The sequence below is a fragment of the Lacihabitans sp. CS3-21 genome, from assembly GCF_024343675.1.
GTDB lineage: Bacteria > Bacteroidota > Bacteroidia > Cytophagales > Spirosomataceae > Leadbetterella.
The window spans coordinates 1-13,888 of sequence record NZ_RJUD01000105.1 but is presented as its reverse complement, the minus strand read 5'-3'; the positions used below and the strand labels follow the sequence as shown (position 1 = coordinate 13,888).

At 37.1% G+C, this 13,888-nt stretch carries 13 protein-coding genes; 5 read left to right on the top strand and 8 right to left on the bottom strand.

The features are described 5' to 3' along the window. Nucleotides 1-80: 80 nt before the first annotated feature. Nucleotides 81-1,037, top strand: coding sequence for a signal recognition particle-docking protein FtsY (ftsY, locus tag EGI24_RS18440; RefSeq protein WP_255050038.1), 957 nt, complete (start codon nucleotides 81-83; stop codon nucleotides 1,035-1,037). 82 nt (nucleotides 1,038-1,119) lie between these two features. Here ftsY and EGI24_RS18435 read toward each other — a convergent pair whose 3' ends face one another. The 3 genes from EGI24_RS18435 to rocD all read right to left on the bottom strand — a co-directional run bounded on the left by EGI24_RS18435 (nucleotide 1,120) and on the right by rocD (nucleotide 4,783). Continuing rightward, complete coding sequence (locus EGI24_RS18435) at nucleotides 1,120-2,079, bottom strand: sugar phosphate isomerase/epimerase (RefSeq protein ID WP_255050037.1); 960 nt, start codon at nucleotides 2,077-2,079, stop codon at nucleotides 1,120-1,122. An 83-nt stretch (nucleotides 2,080-2,162) separates the two neighbouring features. After that, nucleotides 2,163-3,431 carry a DUF5690 family protein gene (locus EGI24_RS18430; protein WP_255050036.1) on the bottom strand — a complete coding sequence of 423 codons (1,269 nt, stop codon included), beginning with the start codon at nucleotides 3,429-3,431 and terminating at the stop codon, nucleotides 2,163-2,165. Between the two features lie 110 nt (nucleotides 3,432-3,541). Further along, nucleotides 3,542-4,783 (bottom strand): ornithine--oxo-acid transaminase, encoded by a 1,242-nt coding sequence (gene rocD, locus EGI24_RS18425; protein ID WP_255050035.1) that lies wholly within the window; start codon nucleotides 4,781-4,783, stop codon nucleotides 3,542-3,544. 147 nt (nucleotides 4,784-4,930) lie between these two features. On the opposite strand from rocD, the gene EGI24_RS18420 reads away from it, so the two are divergent. After that, nucleotides 4,931-5,383, top strand: a complete 453-nt coding sequence (locus EGI24_RS18420; RefSeq protein WP_255050034.1) for an Lrp/AsnC family transcriptional regulator — start codon at nucleotides 4,931-4,933, stop codon at nucleotides 5,381-5,383. A 50-nt stretch (nucleotides 5,384-5,433) separates the two neighbouring features. After that, complete coding sequence (locus EGI24_RS18415; RefSeq protein ID WP_255050033.1) at nucleotides 5,434-6,576, top strand: cysteine desulfurase family protein; 1,143 nt, start codon at nucleotides 5,434-5,436, stop codon at nucleotides 6,574-6,576. Nucleotides 6,577-6,683: 107 nt separating this feature from the next. Here EGI24_RS18415 and EGI24_RS18410 read toward each other — a convergent pair whose 3' ends face one another. Beyond that, nucleotides 6,684-9,083, bottom strand: a complete 2,400-nt coding sequence (locus EGI24_RS18410; protein ID WP_255050032.1) for a penicillin acylase family protein — start codon at nucleotides 9,081-9,083, stop codon at nucleotides 6,684-6,686. A gap of 250 nt (nucleotides 9,084-9,333) precedes the next feature. Here EGI24_RS18410 and EGI24_RS18405 point away from each other — a divergent pair, with 250 nt between their 5' ends. Next, nucleotides 9,334-9,639 carry an isoamylase early set domain-containing protein gene (locus EGI24_RS18405; RefSeq protein ID WP_255050031.1) on the top strand — a complete coding sequence of 102 codons (306 nt, stop codon included), beginning with the start codon at nucleotides 9,334-9,336 and terminating at the stop codon, nucleotides 9,637-9,639. Nucleotides 9,640-9,949: 310 nt separating this feature from the next. Here the strand turns inward: EGI24_RS18405 and EGI24_RS18400 are convergent, their stop codons facing one another. From EGI24_RS18400 to EGI24_RS18385, 4 genes are read right to left on the bottom strand one after another with little or no spacing between them, the layout of a single operon-like run. Beyond that, nucleotides 9,950-11,305, bottom strand: coding sequence for a deoxyguanosinetriphosphate triphosphohydrolase (locus EGI24_RS18400; protein ID WP_255050030.1), 1,356 nt, complete (start codon nucleotides 11,303-11,305; stop codon nucleotides 9,950-9,952). A gap of 3 nt (nucleotides 11,306-11,308) precedes the next feature. After that, nucleotides 11,309-11,974 (bottom strand): TVP38/TMEM64 family protein, encoded by a 666-nt coding sequence (locus EGI24_RS18395; protein WP_255050029.1) that lies wholly within the window; start codon nucleotides 11,972-11,974, stop codon nucleotides 11,309-11,311. 1 nt (nucleotide 11,975) lies between these two features. Continuing rightward, nucleotides 11,976-12,704: a bifunctional 2-polyprenyl-6-hydroxyphenol methylase/3-demethylubiquinol 3-O-methyltransferase UbiG gene (locus tag EGI24_RS18390; protein WP_255050028.1), complete on the bottom strand. Its 729-nt coding sequence runs from the start codon at nucleotides 12,702-12,704 to the stop codon at nucleotides 11,976-11,978. 2 nt (nucleotides 12,705-12,706) lie between these two features. Next, a complete protein-coding gene (locus tag EGI24_RS18385) occupies nucleotides 12,707-13,636 on the bottom strand; it encodes a GDP-L-fucose synthase (RefSeq protein ID WP_255050027.1) in 930 nt (309 codons plus the stop codon). Between the two features lie 67 nt (nucleotides 13,637-13,703). Here EGI24_RS18385 and EGI24_RS18380 point away from each other — a divergent pair. After that, a partial coding sequence (locus EGI24_RS18380) for a hypothetical protein (protein ID WP_255050026.1) occupies nucleotides 13,704-13,888 on the top strand: 185 nt, incomplete at its 3' end.

The following is a 13,888-nucleotide window of genomic DNA, read 5'->3' as shown; positions in this document are numbered from 1 at the left end:
TTCTAAAAGCAATAGGAAACTAAATTCTCACAAACGGAATTTATTTGATAAATTTGCATACAACACTCAATCTCTGATAAATGGGCTTATTTGATTTTTTTAGTAAAGAAAAAAAAGAAACACTCGACAAAGGTCTAGAGAAATCTAAAACCAGTATTTTCGATAAAATTTCTAAAGCAATTGTTGGCAAATCAACCGTTGACGAGGAAGTTTTGGATGAACTGGAGGAAATTTTAATAAGTTCTGATGTAGGTGTGGATACGACCATCAAAATCATTAAGCGTATTGAAGCCCGTGTTGCAAGAGATAAATTCACAAATACTACGGAATTAGACGTAATTCTTCGTGAAGAAATTGCTGAGCTTTTGCAAGAGAATAACTCACAAGACGTGCAAAATAGCTTCGAAACGGAGAACTTACCAAAGCCTTATGTGTTGATGGTGGTGGGTGTAAATGGAGTAGGTAAAACAACAACTATTGGAAAACTAGCCCATAATTTTCAGAAAAACGGCAAAAAAGTGGTTTTGGGAGCGGCTGATACATTTAGAGCTGCAGCTGTGGATCAATTAAAACTTTGGGGTTCAAGGGTAGGCGTGGAGGTTGTGGATCACGGTATGAACACCGACCCATCTTCAGTAGCTTACGATGCTATAAAAGTAGGTGTAGAAAAAGGTGCAGATGTAATTATTATTGATACAGCAGGAAGGCTACATACAAAGGTCAACCTAATGAACGAGTTAGGAAAAATTAAGCGTGTGATGCAAAAGATTCTGCCCGAAGCTCCTCACGAGGTGATGTTGGTTTTGGATGGTAGCACCGGCCAAAATGCTGTAATTCAGGCCAGAGAATTTACCAAAGTAACTGAAGTGAATTCATTGACCATTACAAAATTAGATGGTACTGCAAAAGGTGGCGTCGTAATCGGTATTTCTGACGAATTCAAGATTCCGGTAAAATATATTGGAGTTGGTGAAAAGATGCAAGATCTTCAGGTTTTTAACAAAATAGCCTTTGTGGATTCTTTGTTTAAGAAATAGATTTCTGAAATATTAAGTTACAAAAAAAGCGGACTTCAATCCGCTTTTTTTGCTATATTGGCTATAGTATCCTGCATTAATCTCACTTCAAAAGCTTCTCAATCAGTGCCTTAGTTGCTTTTATGCCTTCATCTTCTGAAATGCCCTCACCTTCAAATTCAATACCGATGTTGCCTTTAAAGCCTGCATCTTTTACAATTTTTAGAATTCTAGCGTAATCCATTTCTGATTCGTTGCCATCTTTTCCGAATACATGCGTTTTGGCACTTACTCCTTTCGCATAAGGCATTAGTTCAGCTATCCCTTTGTATCTGTCATACTCTTTAAGGCAACCATCTGGGCCTCTTTCTATGCAAAAATTGCCAAAATCAGGAAGTGTTCCTACATTTTCCATGTTTACTGTTTTCATGACGCCTGCTAGCCAAGAACCATCTGATGAGTATCCACCGTGGTTTTCTACTACAACATTTATACCTTCTTTTGATGCAAATTCGCCCAATTTCTTAAGACCATCAGCAGCATTTTTTGCTACTTCATCTGCTGTTCCAACTCCCGCGGCATTTACTCTGATGGTAGAAGCACCCAAAAATTTGGCTATTTTGACCCAATCGTGGTGATTTTCAACAGCTTTTTGTCTTTCTACTGAGTCCGCATTGCCTAGGTCACCCAAAGCATCACACATGATTAAGCCTACTTTTACGCCTGCATCATCACATTTCTTTTTGAATCCTTCCCAGTAGGCCATGTCTTTTGCTTTGCTGAAATAAAAAGTATTCACCAATTCGATGGTATTTACACCATAGCCAGCAGCTATTTTCGGGAAATCATCTGGATGTAATTTGCCTTGTAAAAGTGAGTCAGGGTTTTCTTTCAAGAGTCTTCCAAATGCCGCCCAGTCACCATTGAGAGCATCTCCAAAAAAACTTTTATGCAGCGACCACTGAGCTAGTGAAATATTTAAATCTGGTTTTTGTTCAGTTTCGGATTTGCAAGCAGCAAATAATATGCTACTTAAGATTAAACTAAAAATGACTTTTTTCATAAAAAAATAAGGTTGAATTATTGATAAAAATATCTGTAAATATACTTTAAGATTTTTCAATGAGCTATCTGGTCGGTGTATCTTTATTTTTTTGTATTTGAAGTTTTTCTTTCAAAATAATAAAACGAAGCGAGTACCATCAAGAAATATGTAGCCGCTAAGGCATATGAACCATAGATGAAGAAGTTGACATTGGTGGTTTTGTTTTGGAAAAAGTTTTTGTAGAAAAGCACTAGCAAACTTCCAAAGTAAGCATAATAGTCTGCCAATGTTATCATAAACCCCACCGTTCCAGAATATTTAAATGCTGCCAACATGCGTTCAAAATAAATGCTATTGCACATAGAATACGCTACATACGCCCCAAAACCCACCCCAATTAGCCAAAGTATTGGGTTTATGATTTCGAGTTGATAAAGTAAAGTTGAGGCTCCAATTATGGATGCTCCTAATAAAAGCAAACTCTGAATCACAAAAAATGCCTTTGCGTGATTTCGGATAAGCCTCATAGAAGCCATTAGTAAAAGTACGACAACAGCGATGGGGATTTCTGTTTTAGTAAAGAGAGCCGTTTGTCCACCATAGCCTAATTCTTGTAGGATTTCTGGCATAAAATTGTCTCTAAATTCTCGATAGGCTGTAAGCAAAACATAAGAAATGATAAACAAAACCAAGCCTATTCCAAATTCTTTTATAAATGCTTTTCTGGCTGATTTATCCATGGGTAATCGTTCGACACGGTCTAGTTTGTCGGCTTCGTTGGGTTTTGGAACTTGAGCCAAAAACCAAACTGAAATAGCCAAAGGAATATACATTACAGAATCCGCCACAAATGGCATCAAAAATTCGGATACATTAAAACTACTCAATACCCATTTACCGATGCTTTTTGCAAATCCTGAGCCGATAATAAAAGAGGCTGTCAGTGCTGCCACTAGCAAATCTGTACTTTTTCTGCCCTCCAAGAAGCCTAATATAACACCATAAAATAAGCCAAGAGGTAAACTACCCAGAAAAACAAAAATTAGATTGTAGGGAGCTGGAGTTAAACCAAAAAATAACATACAAATCCAGGAAAGACCTGTGAAAAGTAGTAATCCTTTGGCTCGGTTTTCTGGTTTCATTTCGGAAACTACCTTAACTCCGATGCCTTTTGAAACTGCAAAGCCCAATACTTGTGCAGTGATTATAAGTATTTTGAAATGTATTCCCCAGAAATATAATTCTTCAAAGGTAGCTGCGGTGTAGGCCCTTCGGAAAGGATAAAAGCACAAATAAGTACAGAATGCGGCCACCGCTGCAAAGAGCGTTTGGACAGAATAGGGAAAGTTTGAAATTCGTTTTGAGAGCAATGTTAAGGTTTTTGGATTCTCAAATTATGAAAATTTCCGCTCTGTTCAAAACGTAAAGCTATTTTTCAAATCGCAGACTAGTGGTTATACTTGATTGGAAAAATCAACAACTAAACCTCAAAAGTCGAAATCGTATTGGTAATAATCGCCACACATTCTCGTATTTGTTCTTCAGTAATCACCAATGGCGGTGCAAATCTGATTTTGTTGCCATGCGTTGGTTTGGCCAAAAGTCCGTTTTCTTTTAAAAGCAAACAAATATTCCAAGCCAATTCTGAGTCTTCCGTTGTATTTACTTCAATGGCATTTAAAAGACCTTTTCCTCTAACTAAGGTAACAATTGAGCTTTTTTCAATGTATTTATTTAATTCAGATCTAAATATTTCTCCTAAATGTTCTGCTTTTTCAGCTAATTTTTCATCCAAAACTACTTGAAGTGCCTCTTTGGCTACCTCGCAAGCGAGCGGATTACCACCGTAGGTAGAGCCATGTTCACCTGGTTTGATACACAGCATAATGTGGTCGTCTGCCAAAACTGCTGAAACTGGTAACACGCCTCCAGAAAGGGCTTTTCCCAAGATCACGATATCAGGTTTAACTTCTTCGTGGTCCACGCAAAGCATTTTTCCTGTTCTGGCAATTCCTGTTTGGATTTCGTCGGCAATAAATAGAACATTGGCAGCCTTGCAAAGTTTAGCGGCCTCTTTTAAGTAGCCTTTTGCAGGGACTTTTACGCCAGCTTCACCTTGTATGGGTTCTACTATAAAGCCAGCTACAAACGGGTCAGATATTAGTGCATTTTCTAATGCTTCTATGTTGTCATATTCAATCACATCAAATCCTGGCAAAAAAGGCCCGAATCCATTACGGCTGCTAGGGTCTACGGACGCAGAAATTACGCCTAAAGTACGTCCGTGAAAATTTTGACTAGCAAACAATATTTTGGCTTTACCTTCGGGAATACCTTTCTTTTCATAGGCCCATTTACGGCAAAGTTTTAGTGAAGTTTCTACTGCTTCTACACCTGTATTCATCATTAAAACTTTGTCGTAGCCGAATAAATCCGTGATGTATTTTTCAAAAACACCCAAAGAAGCACTGTGAAAGGCTCTAGAGGTTAAGGTAAGTTTTTGTGCTTGCTGCGTAAGTGCTTGGATAATTCTTGGATGACAATGTCCTTGATTTACAGCCGAATATGCTGATAGGAAATCAAAATAACGTTTTCCCTCTACGTCCCAGACAAACGGCCCTTCACCACGCTCCAATACTACGGGCAACGGATGATAATTGTGGGCACCATGTTTTTCTTCGAGTTCAATAAAGTTTTCAGTTTTTGTCATTTCTGCAGTCATATTTCTGATATTTTACGTAAAAAAGTTCATGTTTCTTTATATTTACAAAATATTGTAAATATTTTTTATTTGTGATATAAAAAAGAAAAATATAAATTTGAAAGTAGTATTTTATTTTAAAATTGACTTTTAGCAAATTGAATGAATATGGAATTGGATGAATTCGATAAACTTATTTTAAAGGAGTTAGAAAAAGACGGCAGAAAGCCTTTCTCTGACATTGCCAAAAAAATGGAGATTTCTAATACGATGGTGCATCAACGTGTTAATAGAATGCGGACCGAAGGTATCATTAAAAAAATGGCCCTTGAACTTGACGAACGCAAAATGGGCTATGAATGGAGTGCATTTACGGGCATTATACTGAAAGAAGATAGTAATTCGGAGATCATTATAGATGCCCTCAAGGAAATTCCTGAGGTAGTGGAGTGTTACTACATTACTGGTCAGTATACGTTGTATATCAGGATAGTAGCTAAAAACAGTGAACACATGAGAAGGGTTTTGTACGAAAAAATTGACCATATTCCAGGGGTATTGAAAACCGAATCCTTGATAGATTTTGGACGGGCTTTTAAAAGAAATGTGCCGATTGATTAAATTTCAGCTTTTAAAAAATTACTTTTGCACAAAATTTCATCTTCAAAATCATGTCTAAAAAGATATTTCTCGATAACGCTGCCACTACTCCAATCGATCCAGAAGTTTTTGAGGCTATGCTTCCTTATTTCAAAGAACATTTTGGTAATCCTTCGTCCATTCATTCGCATGGAAGAAAAGTAAAATCGGCCTTAGAAACAGCAAGAAAGACTGTTGCAGGCATTTTAAATACCTCTCCGAGCGAGATTTTCTTTACTTCAGGCGGTACTGAAGCTGACAATACCGCTATTATTCAGTCGGTGGAAACCTTGGGTGTTAAACACGCTGTAACCTCCCATTTGGAGCATCATGCGGTTTTGCATACATTAGAAAATCTCGAAAAATTAGGCAAAATTGAATTGTCTTTTTTAGAAAATGATGCACATGGAAATTTGGATTTAGATAGTTTAGGTGCAATTCTGAAGGACAAACCTAAATCTTTGGTGTCTTTGATGCATGGTAATAACGAAATTGGTAATTTATTAGATATCAACAGAGTAGGGGAGATTGCAAAACAACATAAAGCGATGTTTCATTCTGATACTGTGCAAACCATGGGGCATTATACTTTTGATATGCAAGCTTTGCCAGTAGATTTTGTGGTTGCTGGTGCTCATAAATTTCATGGCCCAAAAGGGGTTGGTTTTTTGTATATCAATGCAAACTCTAAAATAAATCCGCTCATACATGGTGGTGCTCAGGAGCGTAATATGCGTGGAGGTACTGAGAATATTTATGGAATTATAGGCCTTGCAAAGGCACTAGAAATTGCCAATGCTAATTTAGAAGGTCACAAAAATCACATCCAAGGCTTGAAGGGAAGAATGAAGTCATTGCTTCAAGAAAAAATTGCTGGAATAACCTTTAATGGTGCCTCTGGTGATATTGAAAATAGTCTCTATACCGTTCTGAATGTAAGTTTTCCACCTCATCCTGATAATGAAATGCTACTTTTCAATCTTGACATTGAAGGGATTTCATGCTCAGGCGGAAGTGCATGCTCTAGCGGAACAAACCTTGGGTCGCATGTACTGAATGCCCTCAAAGCCGATCCAAACAGAGCGAATGTGCGTTTCTCTTTCAGTAAGTTCACTACTGAAGAAGAAATTGAAAGGGCGGTTGATGTTTTGGAGGGGTTGTTTGCGAGTAAATAAAAATGCAGAATTAGGATTTTTAGGATTCTTTGAATGTTCATGTGCATGAACATTCAAAGAATAAGTTTTAACCTTTTCATGAAACAATCCTAATTCAGAAATTTACTTCACGGCCTAAAAGTCATCTTCCCATAAAGCACCTTCTCAATTGCCTTTCTATTGGTTAGTTCTGGTCTTTTACCACCTTTGGCAAACATCTCGGCTTGGTCGTCGTATCTTTTGCTTATAAAGTAGCCACTTTGCCCAGTCGGGTTTACACTTTGGGCATCCTCTGGATTGCCAAAATCTATGATTCTTCTTAAAGCTGGTCCATAAACTACTTTGTAAGTACCCGTTGAGTCCATAAAGAAGTCAAGATTGTTGATGGTTTCTCTACCGCCATTAACTGGAATAGGTCCAACATTAAACCATTTGCCTATTACTGGAACTATCCCAAGCGGATGCTTGTGCTCAATGGTATGTACTTTTCCCCATTTCCATTGTGTTTTATCGTTGCCGAGTTGGGTTGTTAAATTGTTACTAGTAAGGCTTATAGCTTTTAAAATGATATCTTTTCTGTTTTCTTTTTCTTTGGTTTTGATGTTATCCCACCATTTCGAATTTTGATTTTTCAAGAAAAATTCGGTGTTTCGTTTCATTCCAAAATTATGCTCAAATGCGGCAAAAACATCAGGACCCAGTTCATCTAAGAAAGAAAGTTGGTAAATGTTAAACAATAATTTGTAGAAAACGGTTGGCTCAATGTTTTCTAGTTCATGTGTACCATCCCATTTGCTAAGGATTGCTTTGAGTTCTTTACCTTCCTTGTTCAGTTCTGTATCATTTATTCCGGCAAAAATGCTTTGAATCATGCCTGGATAGCTGGTACTTTTAACGTCATTTATAACTTTTCTTACCTCTTCTTCTGTCCAGTCATTCTTATCGGTGAATATCAATTCTTCGATTCTTTTAGCTCTATTGGATGGTACATAATAGCCAGGGACCAGGCCATTGCCCATATCATCGGGTTGGTTATTTGCAGTATACAAAGCTCCTCTTTCGGGATTTAGTATTTGCGGGTTTAAGCTGAAATCGTACCAGCCTTGCGGGTCATCTAAGCCTGTGGAGCCATCTAAAATTATCTGTGGGTCTACATGTTTAGGTCTTATTGGCAGTTTTCCTGCAGCCCACCATGCGATGTTTCCTTCGGTGTCTGCCCACATAAAATTAAGGCCAGGCGAGGTTAAAGGAGCTACAGCTTTGCCCATATCTGTGGCATTTTTTGCTTTACAGATATTATAAAAAACGTTTAGATGTTGAGAGGGAAATTGATGATACACCCACCAAAGAGCTATCGGGTCTTTGATACTTTCGACATTTTTAAAAGCTCCATTCAACAAATAACCATGTCTGGTTTTTTTTACCTCTAAGACTACATCGGCTTTGTCTTTTACTTTTATAATTTCTTTCCTTATGTTGATTTCTTCCCAAGTGTCTTTGTATTTTACCTGATTTTGGTTGGCCGGATTTAATGTTTCTCTGAAGAAATCAGCATCGTCATTTTCAAACATCGTTAGTCCCCAGCCGCCATTGTCATTATGGCCAAGTGCAGGTACAGGCGTTCCGGCTAGGAAATTTCCATAAGTTTTGAAAGTAGGGCATTCGAGATGGGCTTCATACCAAACCGAGGGCTGTGAGAAGGCGATATGTGTGTCGTTGGCCAATATCGGCTTGCCAGATTTGGTTTTTTTACCGGAAATCACCCAGCCGTTGGAGCCATGAAAAGGCGGGAAAGCCAAGTCTTGGTTCATTTTGGTCAATTGATTGTGCATCATTGCCAAGTTTTTTGCAGCAGATCCATTTTTTTGAACTGGTATTCTATGTAGGGAATCTGGCCATGCTGTCAATACATCTTTGAAATAATCTGGTCCCAATCTATTCATGATGTCTGTAGAAACAGCCTCTGCACCAAATGCCCCCACAAAGGTATAGCCCATGTAACCTACAATGATTTCCATGTCTTCGAGGGTGAATTCTGTCTTTGGAATACCTGCAATCGTAAACTCTATGGGCGTTTTGCCGTTTTGGATATATTGATTGATTCCTTTTATATAAGCTTTAGCGGCTTTGACAAATGGAGAGTTGGGGTCTTTGTAAGTATTGGCTATGGTGAGTTTAGCATGTTCTCTGAAACTCAAGGTTCTGAAAAATTTATCGCTTTCTAGGGCAGGTTCCCCAAAAAGTTCGGAAAGCTGGCCGTCTGCAAGTCTCCTAAGTACTTCCATTTGGAACAATCTGTCTTGGGCATGTACGTAGCCAAAGGAATAAAAAAGATCTTCTTCGTTTTGAGCATAAATATGTGGAATGCCGTGGTTATCATACAATACTTCTACTTCAGATTTTAGTCCAGGCAACGAAAGGTTGGCGTTTAGGTCTGGTTTTAGGTAGGCCAAATATCCATAAATACTGGCGGTTAAGAGAATGATAAAGCCGAGGGCAAAGAAAATTATTTTCTTGAAGGTCTTCATTGATTTGGTTTAAAGGATGATACTTCAAAATTATGAAATTATTTCATTGTATAGTGCAAATTTGAATAAATCGAAAAATGGAAGATTTTGAAATTTTAAGAACTTTTTAAGTTTCTTTTGCTGAAATATTTGAATACATCAATATTTTTATTGTACTATTTCAAGAATTTTGAAAATTAAGGCACTCATAAACATACACTTAAAAAAAATATGGTGGTAAATTTGCAATGTAATCAAACAAAAATTACCTATGGCATTAGCTAAACAGTTTTTAAAATCAAAGCCAGTTTGCAAAGTGACTTTTGAGTTGGCTCCAGAACAAGTTTCAGGAAATCAGGTTTTATTATTGGGAGATTTCAACAATTGGGATTCAGAAGGAACTCAGTTGAAGAAACAAAAAAATGGATATTTCAAAACGACAATAGAATTACCAGTAGGCACAGAGACTCAGTTTCGTTACTTAGTAGATGGTCAAAACTGGATCAACGACGACGCTGCTGACAAATATGTACCTTCGGGAGTTTCAGCAGATTTTAATTCTGTAGTTGCATTATAAAAAGTTTTTTATTTAAGGTTGAATAGATTTTAAAAATAGCGATCATTTGGTCGCTATTTTTTTGTGCTTATTGTTTCGATTTTACTTCATGTATGTTTTGTCTAAGAACTGCAATTTCCAAAATATCGCCATTTTTAAGGATTTTATTCCCTAAATATTGAAGAATATATTTTAGTGATTTCGTTAATATTTTGTTTGAAATGAACTTTTGGTTATAAAATGATTAGCAATTAACCAATTAACCAATTAACCAATTAACCAATTAACCAATTAACCCCCTTCGACTTCGCTCAGGGCGAGAATTAACCAATCAACCAAACTCTGGGGTTTGAATTCCTCGTAGTTTTCTAAACAAATCCATGGAATAAACGTCCGTCATGCCAGAAATAAAATCTATGATAGCAAGTAGGTTATGATAGCGTGTATTTTCTTCTGAAATGTGAAATTGGTTTGGAATTAATCGAAGTACTTTTTGAGATTTGGCTTGATGAGGTTGCATCAATGCTCCCACAAAATCTTCTAGCAGACCATAAATGACATGGTAGCCTGCCAATTCTTTTTCTACTACAGATGGATGATTGTAGATTTTTTGAAACGATAGCATATCAATTTTTTTCAATTGGGCTATGGAAGGCTCGTCTATCAAATCAATGAGTGATTTGTTCAATGTTCCGTTTAGAAGTTCTTCTTCGTTTTCAAGAAATACTTGGGTGCATTTTCGGGTAAGATTATTGACCAACATGGCCCGCAAAAGTGAAAGTTTTTGGCTTTCGTCTGAAATGGTTTCGAGTTTTTGAGAGATATAATTGTAGCTTGGGTCGTTTATAAACAAAGGCAAAAGTAAATCTTGTGCTTCTTGAAAAGAAATAACGTGCAACTTAAATGCATCTTCCAAATCGATAATTCTATAACAAATATCATCGGCAGCCTCAACCAAAAACACATAAGGATGGCGTGCGTAGATATTTTTAGTTTCATCTAGTTTTTTAATGCCTAATTCCTCTATAATCTCTTGATAATGTTTGATTTCTGAATCAAAGAATCCTGACTTTTTGGTGCCTAAAGATGCTTTATTGAATCCCGACTGAGAGTCTGTAGGATATTTTATGATAGACACCAAGGTGGTATAGGTGAGTTTTAGTCCAGCTTCTTGAAAAATCGTTGTCAGTATTCTAAAGGCATTTGCATTTCCTTCAAATTTTATCAAATCCTGTTTTTGATTTTCGGAAATGTCAGTTACTATTTCATTTTTTGAAAAAAAGTCGCTAAAAAAAGTGCGAATGGCTTCTTCTCCAAAATGTCCGAAAGGGGGATTGCCGATGTCATGTGAAAGACAAGCCGTTTGGATAACGTCCGAAAGTTCGAATCTATAGAAATCGTTGGCGTTTTTGGTGAACTGATCTTTGTATTTAGTGGCTAAAAGTTCACCTACAGCTTTTCCAAGAGACCGACCCACGGAGGCTACTTCGAGGCTATGTGTGAGCCTGTTATGAACGAAAACTGCTCCTGGCAGTGGAAACACCTGGGTTTTGTTTTGTAAACGCCTAAACTGTGATGAAAAAACTACGCGATCATAATCTCGCATATAATCGCCACGAATCTCGTCTCTGGCATGTGTATTTTGCGAACCCAATCTTTTGTTTGAATACAGTGTTTGCCAATCCATTTTTTACATTTTTACAGCTTTTCTAAAATAATGTGTGATGCCCCAAACAGACACAATAATGAGCAAAAGTACCAATATTTTTGAAAAAAGACCTTCGTTTGGGTTTTGTATGAGTGTCCGTATTTGTTTGGCTTGACTACCTGTGTAAACCGCCAAAAGCGTCCTTGGCAGCATACCTCCAAAACCACCAATGAGGATATTCCTCAGTTTTGCCCCCGAGACCGCAAAAGTAAGATTGGTCAAAGCAAAAGGCAAAATAGGGGAGAGTTTGGCAAAAAAAATGATTTTGAGTTCGTCTGCTTTGATGTTTTTTAAGAGATTCTTTATTTTTTCGTTTTTTTCAAAATAGCCCTCTATCCATTTGAAATCCAATATTTTATAAAAAACATAAATAAGGAAAATGGCACCGAAATTGATAATTAACAGATAAGGAATGGCTTTAAAATCCATAAAATATCCAAAAACTATGGCCAAAAATGTTGGAGGACAAAGTGCGATGGTCGCTCCCAGTGTAAGAAATAAAGTTAGAACCAACCATTCTAATAAACCAAAAGTAGAAATCGTTGACTCGTATTTAAGTAGGTAATAACTTAATAATGAAGTGCTAAAAAGAGGAAGTAGCGTAAAACCAACAAAACTCAGAATGGATGGAAGTTTGGAAGTTTGCATATCAATTCTTTTTACAAACCATGATCATTCTGTCTGAAACCAAGTCTTGGTAAGGATTGAGGTCGTAATCTCCATAAACTGCGGTTAAAGTCAAATCTGCTTTTTCAAAAAAGTGCCTAAAGTCTTCTAAGAAAAGCAATTTTACCCTTTCCTCATATTGGTGTTTATCGCCTTCATTTTCGAAGCTTATGTTTTTGAAAATATAGCCCAATTCTATTCTTTTGTTGATATTGAATACTATTCCATCAACCGTTTTTTGATAGTAAGAATTAAATCCTTCTATGGCTTTGCGGCTGTTCATATAGTCTAACACCAAGGTTCCGTTGGGTTTTATATTTTCGGCCATGGCCACTACAGCTTTTTGGTTTTCTTCTTGATTTTCGAAGTATCCAAAACTTGTAAAAAGGTTAAGCATTACATCGAAAAATTGGGGTCTAAATACCTCACGAATGTCATGTTCATGAAATTGAAGCGTTTCGTTTTCAGACATTTGTGCATGCCAAATGTTGTTGGGAGAGAGGTCTAGTCCTACTACATCAAATCCTTTTGAATTCAGATAAATCGCATGACGACCTTTACCACAGGCCATGTCGCAGTATTGCCAATTGGTTTGAAATGCTAGTTTTTCAGAAAGATTATCGATAAATCTCTGTGCTTCGTTATTACCTCTGCTTTTATACAGAATGTGGTAAAAAGGTGTATCAAACCACTCTGCAAACCATTCGGCCATGTTTATGAGTGCAGAGCTTTATATTCATTGTAAACCATAGCTATACCGTCTTTGAGTTCAATGGAATGTTTCCAGCCTAGCCCATTGAGTTTGCTTACATCCATCAATTTGCGAGGTGTTCCATCTGGTTTTTCGGTATTCCAAACTATTTCACCTTCGTAACCTACCTCAGTTTTGATCGTTTCTGCCAACTCTTTTATGGTTACATCAACACCTGTGCCGATATTTACCAAAGTACTATCGTTGTAGTTTTCCATCAAATAAACACAAGCTTCGGCGAGGTCGTTGGCATGTAAAAACTCACGCATGGGCGAGCCCGTTCCCCATAATTCTACACTGGGTTTATTTTCCAATTTGGCTTCATGAAATTTACGAATCATCGCTGGCAATACATGAGAATTATTGAGGTCATAGTTGTCGTTTGGACCGTACAAGTTAGTGGGCATCACCGAAATATAGTTACATCCATATTGGTCACGGTAAGCTTCGCACATTTTTATGCCCGCTATTTTGGCTATGGCATAAGGCTCGTTGGTGGGTTCCAAAAGTCCGGTCAAAAGATAATCCTCCTTCAAAGGTTGTGGTGCGAGTTTTGGATAGATACACGATGAACCTAAAAACATCAATTTCTTAACACCAGCCAAATATGATCCGTGAATTACGTTATTTTGAATCTGCAAGTTTTCATATAAAAACTGCCCTCTATAGGTATTATTGGCCACGATACCACCAACTTTTGCTGCTGCTAAAAATACGTAATCTGGTTTTTCAGTTTGCAAGAAATCAAAAACTTCGGTTTGATTTCGAAGATCTAGTTCTTTTGACGTTCTTAGCAAGAAATTTGTAAAACCAAGGCTTTTTAGTTTTCTGACTATGGCTGAGCCTACCATTCCGTTGTGGCCAGCGACATATATTTTATCGGATATTTCCAATTTTTTGTTGAAATTTACGTTTTGAAAATTCAAATTGCTCACAAAAGTACTACACAGGTATCTTATAATGAAACGAATTCTTTTCATATACATTTTAATTATTGGATTTTCGTCGTTTGTTTCGGCTCAGGACATTATTCCGAAGGCTAAAACCAAAGCAGAAAGAAAGGCTGACCGTAAAAAAATGACTTTGGAGGAGCGAATAGAAGATACTGTGCCGCTTGATGTAAACTTACCAAAGGCTAATTTGAA

Bases quoted from the DNA above. Each gene is read 5' to 3' on its own strand.
- ftsY (WP_255050038.1), top strand. From the start codon at position 81: ATGGGCTTATTTGATTTTTTTAGTAAAGAAAAAAAAGAAACACTCGAC.
- EGI24_RS18435 (WP_255050037.1), bottom strand. From the start codon at position 2,079: ATGAAAAAAGTCATTTTTAGTTTAATCTTAAGTAGCATATTATTTGCT.
- rocD (WP_255050035.1), bottom strand. From the start codon at position 4,783: ATGACTGCAGAAATGACAAAAACTGAAAACTTTATTGAACTCGAAGAA.
- EGI24_RS18420 (WP_255050034.1), top strand. From the start codon at position 4,931: ATGGAATTGGATGAATTCGATAAACTTATTTTAAAGGAGTTAGAAAAA.
- EGI24_RS18415 (WP_255050033.1), top strand. From the start codon at position 5,434: ATGTCTAAAAAGATATTTCTCGATAACGCTGCCACTACTCCAATCGAT.
- EGI24_RS18410 (WP_255050032.1), bottom strand. From the start codon at position 9,083: ATGAAGACCTTCAAGAAAATAATTTTCTTTGCCCTCGGCTTTATCATT.
- EGI24_RS18405 (WP_255050031.1), top strand. From the start codon at position 9,334: ATGGCATTAGCTAAACAGTTTTTAAAATCAAAGCCAGTTTGCAAAGTG.
- EGI24_RS18400 (WP_255050030.1), bottom strand. From the start codon at position 11,305: ATGGATTGGCAAACACTGTATTCAAACAAAAGATTGGGTTCGCAAAAT.
- EGI24_RS18395 (WP_255050029.1), bottom strand. From the start codon at position 11,974: ATGCAAACTTCCAAACTTCCATCCATTCTGAGTTTTGTTGGTTTTACG.
- EGI24_RS18390 (WP_255050028.1), bottom strand. From the start codon at position 12,704: ATGGCCGAATGGTTTGCAGAGTGGTTTGATACACCTTTTTACCACATT.